Origin of the sequence: Streptomyces sp. NPDC001194, assembly GCF_042896985.1 — a bacterium.
Taxonomy (GTDB): Bacteria; Actinomycetota; Actinomycetes; order Streptomycetales; family Streptomycetaceae; genus Streptomyces.
This window is the reverse complement of record NZ_JBIAXU010000013.1, coordinates 48,723-68,152: the sequence shown is the minus strand read 5'-3', so window position 1 is coordinate 68,152 and position 19,430 is coordinate 48,723. Positions and strand designations below refer to the sequence as shown.

General features: G+C 72.9%; 22 protein-coding genes. 8 read left to right on the top strand and 14 right to left on the bottom strand.

The window, feature by feature from the left end:
* Positions 1-73 precede the first annotated feature (73 nt).
* On the top strand, positions 74-754 hold the full coding sequence (locus tag ACFY1T_RS24040) for a DUF461 domain-containing protein (RefSeq protein WP_390789986.1): 681 nt from the start codon (positions 74-76) through the stop codon (positions 752-754).
* Positions 755-848: 94 nt separating this feature from the next.
* Here the strand turns inward: ACFY1T_RS24040 and ACFY1T_RS24035 are convergent, their stop codons facing one another.
* Both ACFY1T_RS24035 and ACFY1T_RS24030 read right to left on the bottom strand, forming a co-directional pair.
* The gene (locus tag ACFY1T_RS24035; RefSeq protein ID WP_007265514.1) at positions 849-1,529 is read right to left on the bottom strand and encodes a response regulator transcription factor; all 681 of its coding nucleotides are present in this window, start codon (positions 1,527-1,529) and stop codon (positions 849-851) included.
* Positions 1,530-1,581: 52 nt separating this feature from the next.
* Positions 1,582-2,799: a sensor histidine kinase gene (locus ACFY1T_RS24030; RefSeq protein WP_390789985.1), complete on the bottom strand. Its 1,218-nt coding sequence runs from the start codon at positions 2,797-2,799 to the stop codon at positions 1,582-1,584.
* Between the two features lie 216 nt (positions 2,800-3,015).
* Here ACFY1T_RS24030 and phoU point away from each other — a divergent pair, with 216 nt between their 5' ends.
* Both phoU and ACFY1T_RS24020 read left to right on the top strand, forming a co-directional pair.
* Positions 3,016-3,693, top strand: coding sequence for a phosphate signaling complex protein PhoU (phoU, locus tag ACFY1T_RS24025; RefSeq protein ID WP_030858619.1), 678 nt, complete (start codon positions 3,016-3,018; stop codon positions 3,691-3,693).
* 129 nt (positions 3,694-3,822) lie between these two features.
* Positions 3,823-3,972: a hypothetical protein gene (locus ACFY1T_RS24020; RefSeq protein ID WP_199813613.1), complete on the top strand. Its 150-nt coding sequence runs from the start codon at positions 3,823-3,825 to the stop codon at positions 3,970-3,972.
* A gap of 133 nt (positions 3,973-4,105) precedes the next feature.
* Here ACFY1T_RS24020 and ACFY1T_RS24015 read toward each other — a convergent pair whose 3' ends face one another.
* Positions 4,106-5,053 (bottom strand): hypothetical protein, encoded by a 948-nt coding sequence (locus ACFY1T_RS24015; protein WP_390789984.1) that lies wholly within the window; start codon positions 5,051-5,053, stop codon positions 4,106-4,108.
* Positions 5,054-5,316: 263 nt separating this feature from the next.
* Positions 5,317-6,075, bottom strand: a complete 759-nt coding sequence (locus ACFY1T_RS24010; RefSeq protein WP_030858623.1) for a phosphoglyceromutase — start codon at positions 6,073-6,075, stop codon at positions 5,317-5,319.
* A 187-nt stretch (positions 6,076-6,262) separates the two neighbouring features.
* Between ACFY1T_RS24010 and ACFY1T_RS24005 the strand changes: the two genes are divergently transcribed.
* Positions 6,263-7,537 carry an MDR family MFS transporter gene (locus tag ACFY1T_RS24005; protein WP_390789983.1) on the top strand — a complete coding sequence of 425 codons (1,275 nt, stop codon included), beginning with the start codon at positions 6,263-6,265 and terminating at the stop codon, positions 7,535-7,537.
* An 89-nt stretch (positions 7,538-7,626) separates the two neighbouring features.
* Here ACFY1T_RS24005 and ACFY1T_RS24000 read toward each other — a convergent pair whose 3' ends face one another.
* Both ACFY1T_RS24000 and mshA read right to left on the bottom strand, forming a co-directional pair.
* Complete coding sequence (locus tag ACFY1T_RS24000; protein WP_384714526.1) at positions 7,627-8,115, bottom strand: YbjN domain-containing protein; 489 nt, start codon at positions 8,113-8,115, stop codon at positions 7,627-7,629.
* A complete protein-coding gene (gene mshA / locus ACFY1T_RS23995) occupies positions 8,108-9,490 on the bottom strand; it encodes a D-inositol-3-phosphate glycosyltransferase (protein ID WP_390789982.1) in 1,383 nt (460 codons plus the stop codon). The genes ACFY1T_RS24000 and mshA overlap by 8 nt, the downstream gene beginning before the upstream one ends.
* Before the next feature lie 305 nt (positions 9,491-9,795).
* On the opposite strand from mshA, the gene ACFY1T_RS23990 reads away from it, so the two are divergent.
* The 3 genes from ACFY1T_RS23990 to ACFY1T_RS23980 all read left to right on the top strand — a co-directional run bounded on the left by ACFY1T_RS23990 (position 9,796) and on the right by ACFY1T_RS23980 (position 13,480).
* Complete coding sequence (locus ACFY1T_RS23990) at positions 9,796-10,608, top strand: class I SAM-dependent methyltransferase (RefSeq protein ID WP_199813614.1); 813 nt, start codon at positions 9,796-9,798, stop codon at positions 10,606-10,608.
* A 250-nt stretch (positions 10,609-10,858) separates the two neighbouring features.
* A complete protein-coding gene (locus ACFY1T_RS23985) occupies positions 10,859-11,920 on the top strand; it encodes an NlpC/P60 family protein (protein ID WP_390789981.1) in 1,062 nt (353 codons plus the stop codon).
* A 234-nt stretch (positions 11,921-12,154) separates the two neighbouring features.
* On the top strand, positions 12,155-13,480 hold the full coding sequence (locus ACFY1T_RS23980; protein WP_390789980.1) for a PP2C family protein-serine/threonine phosphatase: 1,326 nt from the start codon (positions 12,155-12,157) through the stop codon (positions 13,478-13,480).
* A 90-nt stretch (positions 13,481-13,570) separates the two neighbouring features.
* On the opposite strand, the gene ACFY1T_RS23975 is transcribed toward ACFY1T_RS23980, so the two are convergent.
* The 5 genes from ACFY1T_RS23975 to ACFY1T_RS23955 form a co-directional block, all read right to left on the bottom strand.
* Complete coding sequence (locus ACFY1T_RS23975; RefSeq protein ID WP_030858636.1) at positions 13,571-13,921, bottom strand: DUF2516 family protein; 351 nt, start codon at positions 13,919-13,921, stop codon at positions 13,571-13,573.
* Positions 13,922-14,063: 142 nt separating this feature from the next.
* Positions 14,064-14,642: a hypothetical protein gene (locus tag ACFY1T_RS23970; protein ID WP_390789979.1), complete on the bottom strand. Its 579-nt coding sequence runs from the start codon at positions 14,640-14,642 to the stop codon at positions 14,064-14,066.
* Between the two features lie 26 nt (positions 14,643-14,668).
* The gene (locus tag ACFY1T_RS23965) at positions 14,669-15,079 is read right to left on the bottom strand and encodes a helix-turn-helix domain-containing protein (protein ID WP_030858640.1); all 411 of its coding nucleotides are present in this window, start codon (positions 15,077-15,079) and stop codon (positions 14,669-14,671) included.
* 51 nt (positions 15,080-15,130) lie between these two features.
* Entirely contained in the window at positions 15,131-15,550 is a 420-nt protein-coding gene (locus ACFY1T_RS23960) for a VOC family protein (protein WP_390789978.1), read from the bottom strand.
* A gap of 10 nt (positions 15,551-15,560) precedes the next feature.
* The gene (locus tag ACFY1T_RS23955) at positions 15,561-16,013 is read right to left on the bottom strand and encodes a helix-turn-helix transcriptional regulator (RefSeq protein WP_390789977.1); all 453 of its coding nucleotides are present in this window, start codon (positions 16,011-16,013) and stop codon (positions 15,561-15,563) included.
* Between the two features lie 194 nt (positions 16,014-16,207).
* Here ACFY1T_RS23955 and ACFY1T_RS23950 point away from each other — a divergent pair, with 194 nt between their 5' ends.
* Positions 16,208-16,540 (top strand): deoxyxylulose-5-phosphate synthase, encoded by a 333-nt coding sequence (locus ACFY1T_RS23950; RefSeq protein ID WP_390789976.1) that lies wholly within the window; start codon positions 16,208-16,210, stop codon positions 16,538-16,540.
* Between the two features lie 74 nt (positions 16,541-16,614).
* Here ACFY1T_RS23950 and ACFY1T_RS23945 read toward each other — a convergent pair whose 3' ends face one another.
* The 3 genes from ACFY1T_RS23945 to ACFY1T_RS23935 form a co-directional block, all read right to left on the bottom strand.
* Complete coding sequence (locus ACFY1T_RS23945) at positions 16,615-17,382, bottom strand: putative protein N(5)-glutamine methyltransferase (RefSeq protein ID WP_390789975.1); 768 nt, start codon at positions 17,380-17,382, stop codon at positions 16,615-16,617.
* A gap of 15 nt (positions 17,383-17,397) precedes the next feature.
* The gene (locus tag ACFY1T_RS23940; RefSeq protein ID WP_390789974.1) at positions 17,398-18,642 is read right to left on the bottom strand and encodes a GNAT family N-acetyltransferase; all 1,245 of its coding nucleotides are present in this window, start codon (positions 18,640-18,642) and stop codon (positions 17,398-17,400) included.
* A gap of 83 nt (positions 18,643-18,725) precedes the next feature.
* The gene (locus ACFY1T_RS23935; RefSeq protein WP_390789973.1) at positions 18,726-19,337 is read right to left on the bottom strand and encodes an AmfC protein; all 612 of its coding nucleotides are present in this window, start codon (positions 19,335-19,337) and stop codon (positions 18,726-18,728) included.
* Positions 19,338-19,430: the final 93 nt, after the last annotated feature.

Below are 19,430 nucleotides of genomic sequence, written 5' to 3'. Positions count from 1 at the left end.
AGGGCGGCTTTACCTCGGCCGCTCCGAGACTGCCCACCCTTCCGTTCCGTACGTCCAAGGAGATGCCGCCGCCGTGAGCCGCAGCCTTCGACGCGGCGCCCTCGCCGCCACCGCCGTCGTGTTCTCGATCGCCTCGCTGGCCGCTTGCGGTGCAGGCCAAGACGCGGAAACCCTCCAGATCAAGCCGGACAACGCCGCTGTCACCAAGGGCAACATCAAGATCCAGAACGCACTGGTGATCACCCAGGGCGAGAAGGAGGGGAAGGGCCCGGCCGCCGTCTCCGCGACGCTCTTCAACACCGGCATCAAGCCGCAGACCCTTGACGCCATCACCCTCGTGGGTGGCAAGAGCAAGGTCGTGCTGAAGCCCGCCGAGGGCGCGTCCAAGGTCACCGTGCCGGCCAACGGCTCGATCGTCCTGGGCGGCAAGGGCAACGCCTCCGCCGTGATCGAGGGCGGGGAGGCCGTGCAGAAGGGCAACGCGCAGGAGCTCGTCTTCCAGCTGAGCAACGCGGGTGACGTGCCGATCGCCGCCTTCGTCGTCCCGGGCACCGGCATGTACGCGCCCTTCGGCCCCACCGAGGCCCCGATCGCCGCCCCCGGCGCCACGCCGTCGGGCAGCGCCTCGGCCGCCCCCTCGGGCAGCCCCTCCGGCTCCCCGGCCACGACCCCCTCGGGCGCCGCTTCCGGCACCCCGTCCGGCGCGGCCTCGGGCGCCCCGTCGGGTTCCCCGTCGCACAGCGCCGGCCACTGAGCCCGCGCCGCCACGTACGAAGGGCCCCGTCCGCCGGAGCGGACGGGGCCCTTTCGTGTGTGCGGCTCCTCTTGCCGAGCCGCGCGCCCGCGGTTTACGGCTCGAACTTGTAGCCCAGGCCGCGGACCGTGACCAGGTAGCGCGGCGCGCCCGGGTCGGGCTCGATCTTGGCGCGCAGGCGCTTGACGTGGACGTCCAGCGTCTTGGTGTCGCCCACGTAGTCGGCGCCCCAGACCCGGTCGATCAGCTGCATGCGGGTCAGCACGCGGCCCGCGTTGCGCAGCAGCATCTCCAGCAGGTCGAACTCCTTCAGCGGGAGGTCCACCTTGGCTCCGGCGACGGTGACCACGTGGCGGTCGACGTCCATCCGTACCGGGCCGGCCTCCAGCGCGGCCGGGGTGACCTCCTCCGGCTCGCCGCGGCGGCGCAGGACCGCGCGGATGCGGGCGACCAGCTCCCGCGAGGAGAAGGGCTTGGTGACGTAGTCGTCGGCTCCTATCTCCAGCCCGACGACCTTGTCGATCTCGCTGTCCTTGGCCGTGACCATGATGACGGGCACGTTGGAGCGGCCGCGCAGCTGCCGGCAGACCTCCGTGCCGGGCAGGCCGGGGAGCATCAGGTCGAGGAGGACGAGGTCGGCGCCGTTGCGCTCGAACTCGTCGAGCCCGTCGGGCCCGGTCGCGGCGATGGCGACCTCGAAGCCCTCCTTGCGGAGCATGTAGGACAGGGCGTCGCTGAAGGATTCCTCATCCTCGACGACGAGCACTCGGGTCACGGAAGGACCTCCGGGGCAGGAATGGCTGGCTTGGTTCGTGGAGAAGCGTGGTTCAGGCAGGCGTGGGGTGGCTGGGCGCGGGGGACTCCGCGGCCGGGGCGGTCGCGGGTGCCGGAGCAGCTGCTTCCGGCAGGCGCAGGGTGAACGTGGAGCCCTGACCCTCCGAGCTCCATACGGACACCTCCCCGCCGTGTGAGGCCGCTACGTGCTTCACGATCGCAAGGCCGAGGCCGGTTCCACCCGTGGCGCGGGACCGGGCCGGGTCCACGCGGTAGAAGCGCTCGAAGATGCGCTCGCGGTCCTTTTCCGGGATGCCGATGCCCTGGTCGGTCACGGCGATCTCGATCAAGTCTCCCCCAGGTGCCGCGACCCTGCGTCCGGCGATGCCGACGCGGGTGCGGGCGGGGCTGTAGTTGACGGCGTTCTCGACCAGGTTCCCGAGGGCGGCCGCGAGCTGCCCCCGGTTGCCCCAGACGCGCAGGTCGGCCGTGCCGCCCGCGGCCATGGTGATGTGCTTGGAGGAGGCCGTGTGGCGGCAGCGGTCGATGGCCTCCGCCACCAGCGTGTCCACCCGTACGGGCTCCGCGTCCTCGAGCGGGTCGTCGTTCTGCACCCGGGAGAGGTCGATGAGCTCCTGTACGAGGTTGATCAGGCGGGTGGCTTCGATCTGCATGCGGCCGGCGAAGCGGCTGACCGCCTCGGGGTCGTCCGAGGCGTCCATGACGGCCTCGGACAGCAGGGAGATGGCTCCGACCGGCGTCTTCAGCTCGTGCGACACGTTCGCGACGAAGTCGCGCCGCACGGCCTCGATGCGGCGGGCCTCGGTGAGGTCCTCGACCAGGAGCAGGACCAGCCGGGAGCCCAGCGGGGCCACGCGCGCCGAGACCGCGAGGGCCTCGCCGCGGCCGGTGCCGCGCCGGGGCAGGTCGAGCTCGACCTGGCGTATTTCCCCGTCGCGACGGGTGTCGCGGGCCATGTGGAGCATGGGCTCGACGGCCAGTTTGCCGCCGCGTACCAGTCCGAGGGCGTACGCCGCCGAGCTGGCCTTGACCACCGCGTCGCCCTCGTCGAGGACGACGGCGGAGGAGCGGAGCACGGAGAGGACGGTGTCCACACCGGGCGGGAGCACCGCGTTGATGTCGGGGCGCATGGAGCTCCGGGTGGGGCGGGCTTGGTCGCGCTCGCTCCAGCGGAACGCCAGCATCGCGATCACACCGGTGCAAAGACCGGCGATCGCTGCAGCTGCGGCGACCGCCGCGTTCACGTCCATGACTCAAGGTTAAGCAGGCCCGACGGCACTTCCACAGCCGTTCGGGTGGCACCTCGAACAGTCGTCGCCCAGAGTTCACCGTGGCGACGGGGTTGATTCACTTGTGATGCCGGAGTCGGACGCGTTCGCGCCCCACCGTGTCAACGTGGGGGCACGAGGCCGCCCCGGCCCGTCCCACACGGGCAGCAGAGGCAGTAGGCAAGAGAGGGACAAGCCATGCGTGACGCGTACCACGAGGAACTGGACTCGATCGGGGAAGGCCTGGTCGAGATGGCACGGCTCGTCGGGTCCGCGATCGGGCGGGCCACGACGTCCATGCTCGACGCCGACCTGAAGCTCGCCGAGAGCGTCATCGCCGCCGACCAGAAGGTGGACGACCTCCAGCACGACCTGGAGGCCCGCGCCATCGCGCTGCTGGCCCGCCAGCAGCCGGTCGCCACCGACCTGCGCATCGTGGTGACCTCGCTGCGCATGTCGGCGGACCTGGAGCGCTCGGGCGACCTGGCCCAGCACGTGGCGAAGCTGGCCCGGCTGCGCTTCCCCGACACCGCCGTGCCGCGGGACCTGCACGCCACCATCCTGGAGATGGGGCAGCTGGCGCAGCGCCTGATGGCGAAGGCGGCCGAGGTCATCATCACGAAGGACGTCGACCTGGCCCTCCAGCTGGAGCAGGACGACGACGAGATGGACCAGCTGCACCGCACGCTGTTCCAGCACCTGATGGACGACCGCTGGAAGCACGGCATCGAGACCGCGGTGGACGTGACCCTGCTGGGCCGCTACTACGAGCGCTTCGCGGACCACGCGGTGTCGGTGGCCAAGCGCGTGGTCTACCTGGTGACGGGCGAGCACGCCGACGAGCTGCAGGCGCCCACGCAGGTCGAGGGCGTCTGAGGCGTTCTGCTCCAATGCGCCGTTGACGCGCCGGTGCGGCTGGGCATGAATGAGGGCGAAGGCAGTAAGAGGCCTTGCGTACGAGACGTACCGGTACGACGCCACGCACGCCGCCTGCGAGGAGGATCCATGCCCGATTCCCCCGTCCCCATCACCCCGGAGCACGAGCAGCAGCCGCGGCCCGAGCCGCTGCGGCTCCCGCTGCTCGCGGCCTGCGGCTGCGGCTCGGGCTGCGGCTGCGGCTGCCAGTCCGGCGCACCCTGCCAGTGCGGCGGCTGACCCCGCCCCACCGGCTCGGCGGCCCGGCCGTCACGGCACCAGGAGCGGCACCAAGAGCGGCACCAAGAGCAAGGAGAGGTCCCCTGCCCGCGGAGATCCGCGGACAGGGGACCTCTCTCTGCACGGACCTGACCTACCAGAACACGACGAGGTAGCCGTCGCCGCCCACGCCGCCGGGGCTGCCCGCGGCGCCGGAGGGGGCGCCGCCACCGGCGCCGCCGCCACCTCCGTTGCCGCCCGCACCCGTGTTCGTCGCGGGCAGCTGCACGATGCCGTCGACGGCGGCGCCGCCCAGGCCGCCCTGGGCGCCGCTCTGACCGTTCGCCCCGGTGCGGTTGGTCACGTCGAGGCTGGTGCAGGTGCCGTCACCGCCGGTGCCGCCCGTACCCGGTGCGCCCGTCGTACTCGTGCCGCCGCCCCCGCCGCCCCCGCCGCCCCCGCCGTTGGCGCTGAGCTGGATGCCGACCGCGGAGGTCAGCGTCGTCGGGCTGCCGTTCCCGCCGGTGCCGCCCGGCTGTCCGTTGTTGCCGCCGGCCCCGCCCCCGGGACCTTCGGCGCCGGCCGCGCCGCCGGAGCCCACGTCCACGGTGTAGCTCTGGCCGGGCTTCACCTTGAGGACGCACCAGGTGAACCCGCCGGCGCCGCCGCCACCGCCCTGGCCCCCGTTGCCCGCCAGCGGTGCGCTCGCCCCGCCGCCCCCGCCGCCTCCGCCGCCACCGGCTCCCCAGGCCTGGACGTGCACCGAGGTCACGCCCTCGGGCGGTGTGAAGAAGCCGTCCGCGGTGAAGTCCCGCAGGCCGTGGATGACGGCGGGCGCCTTCGGCTCCTTCTTCTCCTTCTCCTTGGAGCCCGAGCCCGGCCTGTCACCCCCGTCGTGGGAACCCTCGGAGCCCGGCCTGTCACCCCCGCCGTGGGGGCCGTCGGAACTCGGCCAGTCGCCTCCGCCTTTGGGGCCGTCGTACGCGAGTGCCCCGGGTGCCGTGGTGAGCAGCTGGCCGGAGAAGGCCACGGCAGCGAGGGCCGAGGCGAGGAGCACCCGGCGGGAGGCGCGGGAGCGCTGGGAAACGGGCTTCTGGTTCACGGAGCGAGTTCCTTCCCCGCGGTGGGCCGAGGCTTTCGCGGAGGACGAGGGAAGTGCGGGACCGGTCGGTCCGCGAGCCCATCGGACCCTCGCCGCGCGCACTCCGCACCCCGGAAACCGGATGCTTGACCCGCGCAGGTGACCGCTTGGCCCACCCGGGCGGCCAAGATCCCCGACCCGCCGCCGGATCCCCCGCCCCACACGCCAACAGGCCCCCCACCTGCCGAACAACAGCAGCTGGAGGGCCTGTTCTTGGGCCAGTACTACTTCTTGCCCTGGTTCTTGACGGCCTCGATGGCGGCGGCCGCGGCGGCCGGGTCGAGGTAGGTGCCGCCCGGCTTGAGGGGCTTGAACTCGGCGTCCAGCTCGTAGGCGAGCGGGATGCCGGTCGGGATGTTCAGGCCCGCGATGTCGGCGTCGGAGATGCCGTCCAGGTGCTTGACCAGCGCGCGCAGGCTGTTGCCGTGGGCGGCGACCAGGACGGTGCGGCCCGCGAGGAGGTCCGGGACGATGCCGTCGTACCAGTACGGGAGCATGCGGACGACGACGTCCTTCAGGCACTCCGTCTTCGGGCGCAGCTCCGGCGGGATCGTCGCGTAGCGCGGGTCCTCGGACTGGGAGAACTCCGTACCGTCCTCGAGGGCCGGCGGCGGGGTGTCGTACGAGCGGCGCCACAGCATGAACTGCTCCTCGCCAAACTCGGCGAGCGTCTGGGCCTTGTCCTTGCCCTGGAGCGCACCGTAGTGCCGCTCGTTCAGGCGCCAGGAGCGGTGGACCGGGATCCAGTGGCGGTCGGCTGCCTCGAGCGCCATCTGCGCGGTGCGGATCGCGCGCTTCTGGAGCGAGGTGTGCACGACGTCGGGGAGCAGGCCGGCGTCCTTGAGCAGCTCACCGCCGCGGACCGCCTCCTTCTCGCCCTTCTCGTTGAGATTGACGTCCACCCAGCCGGTGAACAGGTTCTTCGCGTTCCACTCGCTCTCGCCGTGGCGGAGGAGGATCAGCTTGTACGGTGCGTCGGCCATGCGTACGAGCCTAATGGACGCGCGGGGGCGCTCGCGCGCGTGTCCACGGCTGTGGACGGAGCCGTGGACGGGGCGGTGGGCGACGCCGTGGATTGACGGTGCGCGTCAATCCGGTGGCTCTCGCCGACCCCCACCCGTAGGGTGCGGTGAGCAGGAGAGCCACTTACACCACCGGGGGGAATCCGTCATGTCCGTTGCCAGTCTCAGACGGGCGGCACGTGAGAGCGTGGCCGGCCTGCCCCGCGAGTTCTGGTGGCTGTGGACCAGCACCCTGGTGAACCGGCTCGGAGCCTTCGTCGCCACGTTCATGACCTTGTACCTGACCGTGGACCGCGGCTATTCGGCCTCCTTCGCGGGGCTCGTGGTCGCCCTGCACGGGCTCGGCGGGGTCGTCTCCTCGCTCGGCGCGGGCGTGATGACCGACCGCCTCGGCCGGCGTCCCACAATGCTCGCGGCCCAGGCCTCGACGGCGTTCTCGGTGGCACTGCTCGGCTTCATGGAGCACCCGGCGGCGATCGCGGCGGTGGCTCTGCTGGTCGGCATGACCTCGAACGCCTCGCGCCCGGCGGTGCAGGCGATGATGGCGGACATCGTCCGGCCGCAGGACCGGGTCCGGGCCTTCGCGCTGAACTACTGGGCGATCAACCTCGGCTTCGCCGTCTCGGCGACGGTGGCGGGCTTCGTCGCCGAGTACAGCTACCTGGCCGGGTTCCTCGGCGAGGCGGCGCTGACGCTGGTCTGCGCGGTGCTCGTGTACGCGAAGCTGCCGGAGTCGCGGCCGGAGCGGACCGCCGCGGAGCAGGCGGCGGCCGAACCGGAGGTCGGGCTCGGGACGGTGCTGCGGGACGGGCGCTTCATGGGCGTGGTCGGGCTGTCGTTCCTGATCTCGCTGATCTTCACGCAGGGCTCGTTCGGGCTGCCGCTGGCGATGGGCACGGGCGGGTTCTCCGCCGCGGACTACGGCCTGGTCGCCGCCGTGAACGGGGTGCTGATCGTGCTGCTGCAGCTGCCGGTCACCCGGTTCATCGAGAAGGGCGACCCGCAGAAGCTGCTGGTGGTCTCGGCGCTGCTGGCCGGGTACGGGTTCGGGCTGACGGCCTTCGCCGGGTCGGTGTGGAGCCTGGGTCTGACGGTCTGCGTGTGGACGCTGGCCGAGATCGTCAACTCCCCGACCCAGATGGGCCTGGTCGCCCGGCTCTCCCCGCTGCACGGGCGCGGCCGCTACCAGGGCATGTACACGATGTCCTGGGCGGTGGCCTCGCTGGTGGCTCCGCTGATGGCCGGCTTCATGATCGACCGGTGGGGCGCCGGCTGGCTCTGGGCGTCCGTGGCCGTGCTGGGCACGGTGGCGGCGCTGGGTTACTGGCTGCTGATGCGGAATCTGGCCGAGAGCGAGCCGGGATCGGTGGTCTCGGCTTCGGCTCCGGCCGTCCTGGCCGCCCCGGCCGTCGCCGAGGCCTAGGGGGCCGCGTCCGGTCCCGGACCGGACCCGGTCCTGTACGTACGAAGGCTCCGCGCGCGGAGCCTTCGTACGTGCAGGACCGGCCGCGCTCAGGACGTCGGCTGCGTCAGGTGCTTGAAGGCGTCCAGGTTGCGCGTCGGCTCGCCGCGCGAGACCCGCCACTCGTACTCGCGCCGGATCGCGCTCGCGAAGCCCAGCTCCAGCAGCGTGTTGAACGAACCGTCCGCCGCCTCCAGGACGGTGCCGAGCAGCCGGTCCAGGTCCTCCGGGGTGACGACGGACAGCGGGAGCCGGGCCGTCAGGTAGACGTCGCCGAGCGCGTCGACCGCGTAGGCCATCCCGTACAGCTTGAGGTTGCGCTCCAGCAGCCAGCGGTGGACGCCCGCCTCGTTCTCGTCGGGGTGGCGGATGACGAAGGCGTTCACCGACAGCGAGTGCCGGCCGACCCGGATCGAGCAGGTCGTGGACAGCTTGCGGGTGCCGGGGAGCTGGACGACGTACGAGCCGGGCTCGGGGCTCTCCCAGCCCAGTCCGGCCTCGGTCAGCGTGCTCTCGATGATCGCGGCGGTGTCAGCCATGGTGGGAGCGTACGCGACGGCGGTGATCATGCATCGCCGCGGTGTACACGTCCGCCGTGCCGCTCGCCGCCGTGTCCCAGCCGAAGAACTGGGCGTGCCGCGCGGCCTCGGCGCCCATCCGGTCCGCGAGCCCCGGTTCGTCCACGAAACGCCGCAGCTCGCGGGCGTAGTCCACCGGGTCGTGTCCGGGTACGAGGATCCCCGTCACCCCGTCGTTGACGGCGACGGGCAGACCGCCGACCGCGGCGGCCAGCACCGGGGTGCCGGTGGCCTGGGCCTCGATCGCGACGAGCCCGAAGGACTCGTTGTACGAGGGCATGACCAGCACGGACGCCGCCCGGAACCAGTCGGCGAGCGCGTCCTGGCGGACCGGCGGGTGGAAGTGGACGATGTCGGCGATGCCGAGCTTCGCGGCGAGCTTCTGCAGCCCCTCCGGCTTGGCGAGCCCGCTGCCGCTGGGCCCGCCGACGACGGGGACGAAGAGGCGCCGGCGCAGCGAGGGGTCGCGGTCGACGAGCTCGGCGACCGCGCGCAGCAGGATGTCGGGGGCCTTGAGGGGCTGGATGCGGCCCGCGAAGAGCGGGATGACGGCGTCCTGCGGCAGGCCGAGGCGGGCGCGGGCGGCGGCCCGGCCGTCGCCGACGGTGAAGCGGTCGAGGTTCACGCCCGGGTGGACGACGGCCACCTTGCCGGGGTCGGCCTCGTAGTGGCGGACGAGCTCGTCGGCCTCTTCGGTGGTGTTCGCGATGAGCCGGTCGGCGGCGGCCACGATCTGGGTCTCGCCGATGACGCGGGCGGCGGGCTCGGGCGTGTCGCCCGCGGCGAGCGCGGCGTTCTTGACCTTGGCCATGGTGTGCATGGCGTGGACGAGGGGGACGCCCCAGCGTTCGGCGGCGAGCCAGCCCACGTGGCCGGAGAGCCAGTAGTGGGAGTGGACGAGGTCGTAGTAGCCGGGACGGTGGCCGGCCCAGGCCTGCATGACGCCGTGGGTGAAGGCGCACAGCTGGGCCGGGAGCTCCTCCTTGGCGAGGCCTTCGTACGGGCCCGCGTCCACGTGCCGTACGAGGACCCCGGGGGCCAGCTCGACCGAGGACGGCAGACCGCCCTCGGTGGCGCGGGTGAAGATCTCGACCTCGATGTTGATCGCGGCGAGGCGCCTGGCCAGCTCCACGATGTACACGTTCATACCGCCGGCGTCTCCGGTGCCGGGCTGGTGCAGCGGCGAGGTGTGCACGCTGAGCATGGCGACGCGGCGCGGCTTGCGGTGGTGGCCGACGGCCGGCAGGCGCAGGCGCGGCGGGTCGTGGCGGGTACCGCGGGCGGCGGCGATGCGGCCGCCGAGGCTGCCGCCGAGGCGGGACACGTACTGGCTCAAGGGAGCAGTTCCTCTCGCTCGGACGACACTCGGACGGCGCGCGGCGGGACGGGCGGACCCACCGGCGGGACTCGGACGGACACGGACAGGGCATGGCGGAAGGAGCGCACGGGGCGCCCTTCAAGGAGTGCAACCCGGATGGCCGTGTCCCGCATTCCGGGGGAGCGAGCATTTTTCCCCGGCGTTTGCGTCGGACGCCCGCCCGGGGGCGGTTTCCGTCAGGTCGGACCCTTTCGCGCGGTGGCGCCCTTTCGTGCCGCGGGGACGTTTTCATCCGGCGGGCGCGCTCCGCTTACCCTCGGCGCATGTCCTCCCGCTCCGCCGCCCCGCCCCCGCGCCGCCCCGTGGGCACGGTGACGCGCGGGACGACGAACCCGAACCGGCTGCGCCGGATGGACCGCTGGATCGCGGCCACGCACGGGCCGGTGCTGCGGCGCTCGCAGGACCCGGTCGCGGTGGACCTCGGCTACGGGGCCGCGCCGTGGACGGCGGTGGAGCTGCTGGCGCGGCTGCGGGAGGCGGCGCCGCGAGTGCGGGTGGTCGGCATCGAGATCGAGCCGGCGCGGGTCGCGGGGGCGAAGCCGTACGAGCGGGAGGGGCTGAGCTTCCGGCACGGCGGGTTCGAGGTGCCGCTGGAGGGCGGTGCCCGGCCGACGCTGATCCGCGCGGCGAACGTACTGCGCCAGTACGACGAGGACCAGGTCGCGGCGGTGTGGGAGCGGCTGTGCGCCCGGCTGGCCCCGGACGGGCTGCTGGTCGAGGGCACCTGTGACGAGATCGGGCGGCGCCACGTGTGGGTGGCGCTCGGGCCCGAGGGGGCGCGCACGGTGACGTTCGCCACCCGGCTGGGCTCCCTCGAGCGCCCCTCGGACCTGGCGGAGCGGCTGCCGAAGGCGCTCATCCACCGCAATGTCCCGGGGGAACCGGTGCACGCGTTCCTGCGCGACTTCGACCGGGCGTGGGCGGCGGCCGCCCCCTACGCCTCGTACGGGGCACGGCAGCGCTGGATCCGGACGGCGCGGGCGCTGGCCGCGGACTGGCCGCTGGCGGACGGGCCGGTGCGGTGGCGGCAGGGGGAACTGACGGTGCGCTGGGAGGCGTTGCGCCCGGCGGGGTGAATGTGGCGGCGCGGGGAACCGGTTGCCGGGGTGGCCCGTTGAGTCGTCGGGGACGGGTGTGGGGGACTGGACGGGGTCCGGACCGAGGGCGGAGCCGGGACCGGAGCCGGGACTGAAGCGAAGATCGGGACGGCATCCGAGAGGGTGTTGGAATTCACCCACTCGTGGCACCATCCCGAAGGCAGGGCAAAGTTACTGATGAATAGTCAGATCTGATACGGGATCCGACTCGGGGCACCTTGGGGGGACCATGGGGACCGTGGAGCGCAGGCGACGGAGGGGTGCGTCCGCTCTCACGCTGCTGTGTGCGACGGCGCTGCTGGCGGTGTCGGCCATGACGGGCGTGGCCCAGGCGGCGCCGATGCCCGAGCCCGGCGCCAACTCCCTCGAACAGGTGCGCAAGGAGATCGACGAGCTGTACCGCCAGGCGGGCACGGCGACGGACGCGTACAACCTCGCGGAGAGCGAGGCCAAGGCGCAGTCCGCCAAGATCGTCGAGATCGCGAAGCAGGTGGTGGCCGGTCAGGACCGGATCACCGCCCTGAAGAACCGAGCGGGAGCCGCCGCGCGCGCCCAGTACCGCTCGGGCGGCATGCCGGCCGGCGCCCGGCTGGCCCTGAGCAACGACCCGAGCCAGTTCCTCGACGGGGCGGACCGCATCCGCCAGGGCGAGAAGGCGACCGCGGACCTGCTCTCCGAAATGAACCGCACGCAGAGCGACTTGCAGCAGTACGCGAAGGACGCGAGCGCGCAGTGGGAGAAGCTCGAAGCCAACCGGATCAAGCAGGAGACCTCGAAGAAGCAGATCGAGGAGAAGATCAAGTCGGCGGAGTCGCTGGAGAGCAAGCTGCAGGCCGAGGAGAAGGCCAGGCTGATACAGCTGGAGCAGGAAGCGCAGTACAAGGCGCAGACGGCCTGGCTCTCGACCGGCGTGCTGAAGGAGATCAACGCCTCGGCGTCGGAGTCGGGGAAGAAGGCGGTCCAGTACGCCACGGCGCAGATGGGCAAGCCGTACGAGTGGGGCGCCGTGGGCCCCTCCTCGTTCGACTGCTCGGGCCTCACCTCCCAGGCCTGGCGGGCGGCGGGCAAGAGCATCCCGCGTACGTCGCAGGAGCAGCTGCGGCTGCTGCCGAAGGTCGCGATCAAGGACATGCGGCCGGGCGACCTGATCATCTACTTCGACGACGCGACCCACGTCGGGATGTACGTGGGCGACGGCGCGATGATCCACGCCCCCCGTCCCGGCCGCAACGTCACCCTGGCCGGAGCGGGCTCGATGCCGATCAAGGCAGTGGTCCGCCCCGACGCGTGAGCGCGCCCTCGCGGTGAGGGAACCCCGGAGGGCCGGGCGACGTCTCGGTGGGCGGGACGGCGATCGCCGTCGCCGTGACGTTTCTCATTCAGTGGGCACCCAGTGAGGCGGACTTTCCCCCGCGATAACGGCATATGCCTGCGGCGCCGGCCGGGAACGCCATTCCGCTCCCCGGCCGCCGCCCGCTAGGGTCTGCCGGACGCACCCTCGGGGGGAGGGAAGGAACCGGAGACGATGGCCGTACCCGTACCGCGGCAGAGGGACACCCCCGCCACGGAGAGCGCTCAGGCGACCCCGTCGGCACTCCCGCCGGCCGCCTCGCCGGCGCCTGCGCACGTCCCCGCCGCGCACGCCACCGCGCCCCAGGCGTCCCTGACCCTGCTGGTGATCGAGGACGATCCCGCGGGCGGGCTCACCGTGCCCGAGATCCTCGACGCCGACGGGCACCGCATCCGGCTCCGCACCGCCCGCAACCTCACCGAGGCCTCGCGCCTGCTCACGCACGACGTGCACTGCATCCTGCTCGACCTCTCCCTCCCCGCCACCGGATCCACGACGGCGGGCGGCTCGCGCACCGCCGTCGTCGACCAGCTGGACACCCTGCGCGAGGTGCTCCGGATGGCGCCCCGCCACGCCGTCCTCGTCCTCACGGCCGAGGCCGACGCCGAGCGCGCCGCCGAGGCCGTACGGGTCGGCGCGCAGGACTTCCTCTTCCGCGACGAGCTCGACGGCCGGCTGCTGAGCCGGGCGATCCGCTACGCCGTGGAGAGAAAGCGGGCGGACATCGCCCAGTACAAGCTCGCAGAATCGAAACTTCGGGCCCAGGAGAACGCCCGCCTGGAACGGGGGCTGCTCCCCAACCCCCTCCTCGAAGGATCCGACCTCCGCTTCGCCGCCCGCTACCGCCCCGGCCGCAGCCGCGCGCTCCTCGGCGGGGACTTCTACGACACCGTCCGCACCCCTGACGGCACCGTCCACGCCATGATCGGCGACGTCTGCGGCCACGGCCCCGACGAGGCCGCCCTCGGCGTCGAGCTCCGCATCGCCTGGCGCGCGCTGACCCTGGCCGGCCTGTGCGGCGACGACCTGCTGTCGACCCTCCAGGAGGTCCTGGAGGTGGAGCGCCCCGGCGACGAGATCTTCGCGACCCTGTGCACGGTGGACATCTCCCCCGACGGCCGCCGCGCCGGCCTGTGCCTGGCCGGCCATCCGGCCCCGCTGATATCCCGGCCGGGCCGCCGCGCGCGGCTCCTCCCGTACGAGAACAGCGGCCCGGCGCTCGGCCTGCTGCCCAAGGCCCGCTGGCCGCGCCGCCAGGTCGAGCTGGGCGGCACCTGGAGCCTGATGCTCTACACCGACGGGCTGATCGAAGGCCGCATCGGCGAGGGCAGGGAACGGCTGGGCCAGGACGGAATGGTCGAGATGATCAACCGCCACCTCGACCGCGGCCTGAGCGGCGAGGGCCTTCTGGAGGCCTCCGTCACCGAGGCCCGCCGCCTCAACGGCGGCGAGCTCACCGACGACGTGGCCGTGGTCCTGCTCTCCCGCAACGGATCCTGACGGCCCTGACCGCCCTGACGGCCTTCGGCCTTGTCGAGCCCTGAAGCCCCCGAAGCCCCGACGGGGGCCCGGACGGGTCCCCGACGCGGGTCAGCGCCCGCCGTTGTACGGGCCGTACGGACCGTCGCTGCTGCTCCCGCCACCACTGCGCCGGCCGCCCCGCCCGCCGCCCGAGACCTGCTTGAGGGCCGGACGCACGTCGACGAAGAACACGATGGTGGCCACGAGGCCGGCGATCTCCAGGAACAGCATCCCCAGGAAGAAGTCCACCAGCACGGTGACACCGAGGATGACCAGCCAGAACGTCTTGGTCTGCTTGTCGGCGGCGCGGTAGGCGTCCTCGCGCGCCAGCAGCGCGAACACGAAGGCCACGACGGCGAGTGCCAGCATGGCGAACCCGAGCAACGGAAGCACTCCGTTATCGAACCCGTTCATCAACATCGCCTGACCGCCTTCTCACGCTCGCACGCCTGATGCCGCCTGCCTCCACGCTACCGGCAGAGCGGCCCCCGCAGACGACAACGGGCCGGACACCTCGCTGGTGCCCGGCCCGCCGTCACTGAATCCGAATCCCGTCCGGGATTCAGCTCTCGTCGCCGGCCGCGACGGCGGCCTTCTTCACGTTGTTCTTGCGCGCCGCGTTGCGCCGGGCGGCGGGCTTCTCCTCGGCCGAGGCGTCGGCGGCGGCGGGCTCTTCGGCCTGCTCCTGCGCCGGCACCTGCTCCTGCTTCGGCTCGACGGCGACCGCGATGTCGACGATCTCCTCGGAGACCTCGCCGCGCCAGGTCCGCACGGCCTGCTCGCCGTGCTCGGCGACCTTGTCGTACGTCTCCTTGGCGCGCACCGCGTACTCGGCGGCCACGCCGACGCCGCGCAGCGCCAGGTCCTGCGCGGTCTCCCCGAGCTTCTTCGGGTCGATGGCGGTCAGCACGTCGGCGAACTTGGCGGCGACCGCCTCCTGCGCCTCGCGCGCCTTCTCCTGCACGACCTTGGGGTCGGTGTTCTTCACGGCCTCGATGCGCGCGGGGGCCTCGGCGCGCAGCTGCTCGATGAGCCCGGGCACCTTCTTGGCCTGCTGGACCGCGAGGTCGGCGGTGCCGGCGGCGAAGTAGAGCGGCGTCGGGTCGGTGAGGGTCTTCTTCAGGTCATCGGCGATGGCCATGGTGGCTGGTCCTCCCGGATCACAGTTCAGTTCGTAGGGTGCATCGCGTCGTCCCCGCCGGGCGGGTCGGACGGATCGGCCGGGTCGGCCTCGGCCGCGTTCTCCTTGCGGAACGAGTCGTAGATCTGGAGCAGCACCTGCTTCTGCCGCTCGTTGATGGACGGGTCGCCGAGTATGACGGCCCGTGTCTCGACCTCGTCGCGATCGCGCTCGTCGAGGATCCCGGCCTGCACGTACAGCGTCTCCGCGGAGATCCGCAGCGCCTTGGCCAGCTGCTGCAGGATGTCCGCGCTCGGCTTGCGCAGCCCGCGCTCGATCTGGCTCAGGTACGGATTCGACACCCCCGCCGCATCGGCCAGCTGCCGCAGCGAGAGCTGGGCCTGCCGCCGCTGCTCGCGGAGGTATTCGCCGAGATTTCCGACGTTGAGCGATGCCATGCCCCGATCCTGCCGCACCTTGCTAACTATTGCAAGCACCCGCTTGCAAAATCACCCACCGGCGCGGGGCTGGTTGAAGCGGAGCATGTTGCCGGCCGGATCGCGGAAGGCGCAGTCGCGGACGCCGTACGGCTGGTCGGCGGGCTCCTGGAGGACCTCGCCGCCCGCCGCCCGGATGCGTTCGAAAGCGGCGTCGACGTCGTCCGTGGAGAAGATCACGCCGCGCAGCATGCCCTTGGCGAGCAGCTCGGCCATCGCCTGCCGGTCGGCGGGCGCGGCGTTCGGGTTCGCGGCCGGCGGTTCGAGGACGATCTCCACGTCCGGCTGCGCGGGCGAGCCGACGGTCACCCAGCGCATGCCCTCGAACGCCACGTCGTTGCGCACCTCGAGGCCGAGGGCGTCGCGGTAGAAGGCGAGTGCTCTGTCGTGGTCGTCGACCGCGATGAAGCACTGGGACAGCTTGATCTCCATGCAGTCGACGCTAAGCGCGTGCGGCGGATTCCGCTTCCGGGCCGTTCTCGGCGGGCCCGCTCGTGGCGGGGCCGTTCCTGACGGGCCGCGTGAGGATCTTGGCCACGCACGCCGGGATGGCCGCGCCCGGTTCGTGGCCGCGGGCCCGGTACGCGCTCGGGCTCTCGCCGACCAGCTCGGTGAAACGTGAGCTGAAGGAGCCCAGCGAGGTACAGCCGACCTCGAAGCAGACCTCCGTGACGCTCAGGTCCCCCCGCCTCAGCAGCGCCTTCGCCCGCTCGACGCGGCGGGTCATGAGGTAGCTGTACGGGGTCTCCCCGAAGGCGGCCCGGAAGCTGCGGGAGAAGTGCCCCGGGGACATCAGGGCGACCCGCGCCAGCTCGGCCACGTCGAGGGGCCGGGCGTACTCGCGGTCCATCATGTCCCGGGCCCGGCGCAGCCGTCTGAGGTCATCGAGCGTCACCCGGCCAGCGTACGGCGGGGGCGGCGCCGGCGGGAGCCCGCGACCGCCCCCGGCCGCGCCGGGCCCGGGCCGGGCCCCGTCAACTCGTTCGCCCCGCCGCCGCGTTGTCCGTACGCTCACGGGACGACCGCGGCCCGGGGGCCGGGGGGCCGCATGGCGCGCGGCCGCACGGATCCACGAGCAGGAGCTTCGCCATGCCGCATCGGTTCGCCCACGTCTGCCCGTCCTGCCGGATCTCGCTCAAGCTCGCCCGCCACGGCGAGCGCGGCGAGGAGCGGAGCCACCGGTGCCCGCGCTGCCGCGGGGCACTGGTGTGCGCCGGCGACGCCTTCGCGGCGCCGCCGCGGCGGGACGTCAACGGCTGGCGCGTGGTCGGCGCCCTGCTGGCCGCCGGGGTCGACTTCCGGCAGGCCTGCTGCGGCTGCGGACCCGGCTACCGCCCGCGCACCCTGCGCGAGGTGCGCGAACGCACGGAACGGGCCCGCAGGACCGGCCGGCCCCTGGCCCGGGCCCTCACCACGCCCTGAGGCGCAGGCGTCCCCGTCTCCCTGGGTCGTGTCGTCAGAGTCCCTTCTGGCCGGTGCGACTTTGCCGACACGACCTAGGCCGCGCGCGTGCCGATCGCCAGCGTGGCGTACAGCTCCTCCGAGGTGGTGGCGCGGACGATCAGGCCCGCCGCCGAGAGGGCCGAGGCCGTACGGGGGGACTGGCGGGCGCTCGTCTCGATCAGCAGGCGGCCGCCCGGGGCCAGCCAGGGCAGGGCCCCCGCCGCGACCCGGCGGTGGATGTCCAAGCCGTCCGGGCCGCCGTCCAGTGACGTCAGCGGCTCGTGGTCGCGGGCCTCCGACGGGAGCAGCCCGATCTCCTCCGTCGGCACGTACGGGGCGTTGACCAGCAGCAGGTCCACCCGGCCGCGCAGCGAGTCGGGCAGCGCCGCGTACAGGTCGCCCTCGTGGACCCGGCCGCCGTACGGGGCCACGTTCAGCCGTGCGTACGCCAGCGCCGCCGGGTCGATGTCCGCCGCGTGCAGCTCCACCCGCGGGCCCAGCTGCGCCGCCACCGCCGCGCCCAGCGCGCCGACCCCGCAGCACAGGTCCAGGACGACGGCGTCCGGCCGGCCCAGGGTCACCGCCTCCTGCACCAGGAACTCGGTGCGCCGGCGCGGCACGAAGGCCCCCTCGCCCACGCGCATGCGCAGCCCGCAGAACTGGGCCCAGCCGACGACGTGTTCCAGCGGTTCACCGCCGGCCCGGCGGGCCACCAGGTCCGCCAGGTGCCCGTCGTCCTCGGCGGCGGCCGTCAGCAGCTCCGCCTCCTCCTCCGCGAAGACGCAGCCCGCCGCCCGCAGGGTCTCGACAATCGAAGTCACAGGATCCGATCCCTCTCAGAAGATGTCCGGGCACCACGGGCGGCGCGCCGTGCGGAACACCGCGTCCGCGAGCGCCAGCGCCCCCGGCCGCTCCTCCACGATCCGCCCGAGCGCGCCGAGCCGCACCGCCGACTCGTCGCCGAGGTACAGGGAGCCCAGCGCCGACGCGTCGAGGCGCAGGTCCGCCGGTTCCCCGGTGGCCGCGCACTCCCCCGTGCCCGCGTCCAGACGGTAGCGCCCGGCGGCCGGACCGGCCGGGTCCGTGACCTCCAGCACGAGGACTCCGGGCACCTCGTACGTCCGCGCGCCCAGCGCCCGTACGACGTCCAGCACGCGCACCCACAGGAAGTCCGAGGCCGTCACGATCCTGGCGGCGCGCGGGTCGGGCAGCAGCCTGCCCACGAGGTCGTCGGGGGCGCGGTAGCCCGTGCGGACCTTCAGCACCCAGTCGATCGAGCACAGGAAGTGCCACAGCGCGCGCTGCGCCTGCGGCGTGACCGCTATCAGGTCCTTGACCTGCACGGTGTTGAGCGGGACCTTCGCGTCCGTCCAGTGCTCGTCGGCCCCGTACACGACGAGGCCGGCCGGCTCGCCCTGCGCCGTCCGGTACACGGCGTGGAACTTGTCCTTGTACGGGCGGGTGGCCATCTCCTCCAGTCCGGTGGCCAGGTTCCACCAGCGCGTGTTCCGGCTGACCGTGCCGGGCGACACCGCCCGCAGCCCCTCGTGCAGCCCGGGTCCGACGGTGCGCGCCTCGGCCGCGTCCACCAGCTCGATCCGGCCCCCGTCCGCGGGCCCGGACCAGCGCGGGTCGAGCCCGGTGCGGCTCACGTCGATCTCCCACTCGGCGATCGATGCGGCGGGCCCGTATCCGTAGCGCCCGTAGATCGGGTACTCGGCTGCGATCAGCGTGGACACGACGTCGCCGCGTTCCCGCGCGGCCGCCAGCTCGGTGGCCATCATCCGGGTCAGCAGACCGCGACGGCGGTGCGTGGGCAGCACGGCGACGTTGGTGACGGCACTCGCGGGCACGCTCGCCCCGCCCGGGACGGTCAGCTCCTGGGCGAAGGAGCGGAAGGTGGCCACGCAGCGGCCGGTGGATTCGTCGAAGGCGCCGAGCGTGCGGGCGAAGTCGGTGTGCTTGGCCCGCTGGGCGATTTCTGACGCGGTGGCGGGTGCAGGGCGCAGGAAGCCGCTGTTCACGGCTTGCAGCCATGCGGGGAATTCGGATTCGGCGATGGGCCGGACGGCAGCACTCATAACCGGCCACGCTAACCGCCGCTCCGGTCCTCGTCGCGCGAATTACCCGCGCCGGAACACGCCGGACGGGCGACCCCCGCGGGCTACACCAGCAGGTCGTCCACCTGAGCCTCGCCCTCCCGGTAGCGCCGGGTGATTTCCGCGCTGCAGTCGTCGGCCGTGCGCTGCAACTGCTGCCGGCGCCGCGAGACCTGCTGCTCGTACCGCACCAACCGGCCCATCGCGTCGTGCAGTTCGCCGTCGGTACGGGCGGCCAGGTCCGACAGCTCCACGTCCGACAGCATCTCCGCCGCGAGCAGCCGGAACTCCTCGCTGTGCGGGGTGCAGAGCGTGACGTGCCGGGCGGAGGCGCTGCGGCTGGAGGGCGCGTCGGCGAGGATCTCCGAGAGCCGGTCCACCACCGGCGGCTCGGGGGTCACCGGGGCCTCCGGGTCGCTGCGCCTGGCCAGTTCGGCACGCAGGATGTCGATCCGGCCCTGGAGGAGTCTGCGTACGTAGCTCAGATCGGCCTCGTCGCGCTGCGCGTCGCGGCGCAGCGTACGCAGCTCGGGCAGCCCGAGCGCGGTCGCGGGCGTGGTCGGCGCCTGCTCACCGCCCGTGCGCTGCGCGGGTGGTCGGACCGCGCTGCCCGTCGCGGTCGCCGCGGGTGATGCCGGTACGGGTGTTGCAGGTACGGAGGTACCAGAAGTATTCATGTGAACGTGTCCGTCCCCTCGACCGGTGCATGGGGTCTCCCCCGGCCCGTGGGACCGGGGGGAAGCACCGCCTGCGTGCATCGTGCCACTCTC

What these genes read in the sequence shown, in the direction of transcription:
- ACFY1T_RS24030 (WP_390789985.1), bottom strand. Translation starts at nt 2,799, where the DNA reads ATGGACGTGAACGCGGCGGTCGCCGCAGCTGCAGCGATCGCCGGTCTT.
- phoU (WP_030858619.1), top strand. Translation starts at nt 3,016, where the DNA reads ATGCGTGACGCGTACCACGAGGAACTGGACTCGATCGGGGAAGGCCTG.
- ACFY1T_RS24020 (WP_199813613.1), top strand. Translation starts at nt 3,823, where the DNA reads ATGCCCGATTCCCCCGTCCCCATCACCCCGGAGCACGAGCAGCAGCCG.
- ACFY1T_RS24010 (WP_030858623.1), bottom strand. Translation starts at nt 6,075, where the DNA reads ATGGCCGACGCACCGTACAAGCTGATCCTCCTCCGCCACGGCGAGAGC.
- ACFY1T_RS24005 (WP_390789983.1), top strand. Translation starts at nt 6,263, where the DNA reads ATGTCCGTTGCCAGTCTCAGACGGGCGGCACGTGAGAGCGTGGCCGGC.
- ACFY1T_RS24000 (WP_384714526.1), bottom strand. Translation starts at nt 8,115, where the DNA reads ATGGCTGACACCGCCGCGATCATCGAGAGCACGCTGACCGAGGCCGGA.
- ACFY1T_RS23990 (WP_199813614.1), top strand. Translation starts at nt 9,796, where the DNA reads ATGTCCTCCCGCTCCGCCGCCCCGCCCCCGCGCCGCCCCGTGGGCACG.
- ACFY1T_RS23985 (WP_390789981.1), top strand. Translation starts at nt 10,859, where the DNA reads ATGGGGACCGTGGAGCGCAGGCGACGGAGGGGTGCGTCCGCTCTCACG.
- ACFY1T_RS23980 (WP_390789980.1), top strand. Translation starts at nt 12,155, where the DNA reads ATGGCCGTACCCGTACCGCGGCAGAGGGACACCCCCGCCACGGAGAGC.
- ACFY1T_RS23975 (WP_030858636.1), bottom strand. Translation starts at nt 13,921, where the DNA reads ATGTTGATGAACGGGTTCGATAACGGAGTGCTTCCGTTGCTCGGGTTC.
- ACFY1T_RS23970 (WP_390789979.1), bottom strand. Translation starts at nt 14,642, where the DNA reads ATGGCCATCGCCGATGACCTGAAGAAGACCCTCACCGACCCGACGCCG.
- ACFY1T_RS23965 (WP_030858640.1), bottom strand. Translation starts at nt 15,079, where the DNA reads ATGGCATCGCTCAACGTCGGAAATCTCGGCGAATACCTCCGCGAGCAG.
- ACFY1T_RS23960 (WP_390789978.1), bottom strand. Translation starts at nt 15,550, where the DNA reads ATGGAGATCAAGCTGTCCCAGTGCTTCATCGCGGTCGACGACCACGAC.
- ACFY1T_RS23950 (WP_390789976.1), top strand. Translation starts at nt 16,208, where the DNA reads ATGCCGCATCGGTTCGCCCACGTCTGCCCGTCCTGCCGGATCTCGCTC.
- ACFY1T_RS23940 (WP_390789974.1), bottom strand. Translation starts at nt 18,642, where the DNA reads ATGAGTGCTGCCGTCCGGCCCATCGCCGAATCCGAATTCCCCGCATGG.
- ACFY1T_RS23935 (WP_390789973.1), bottom strand. Translation starts at nt 19,337, where the DNA reads ATGAATACTTCTGGTACCTCCGTACCTGCAACACCCGTACCGGCATCA.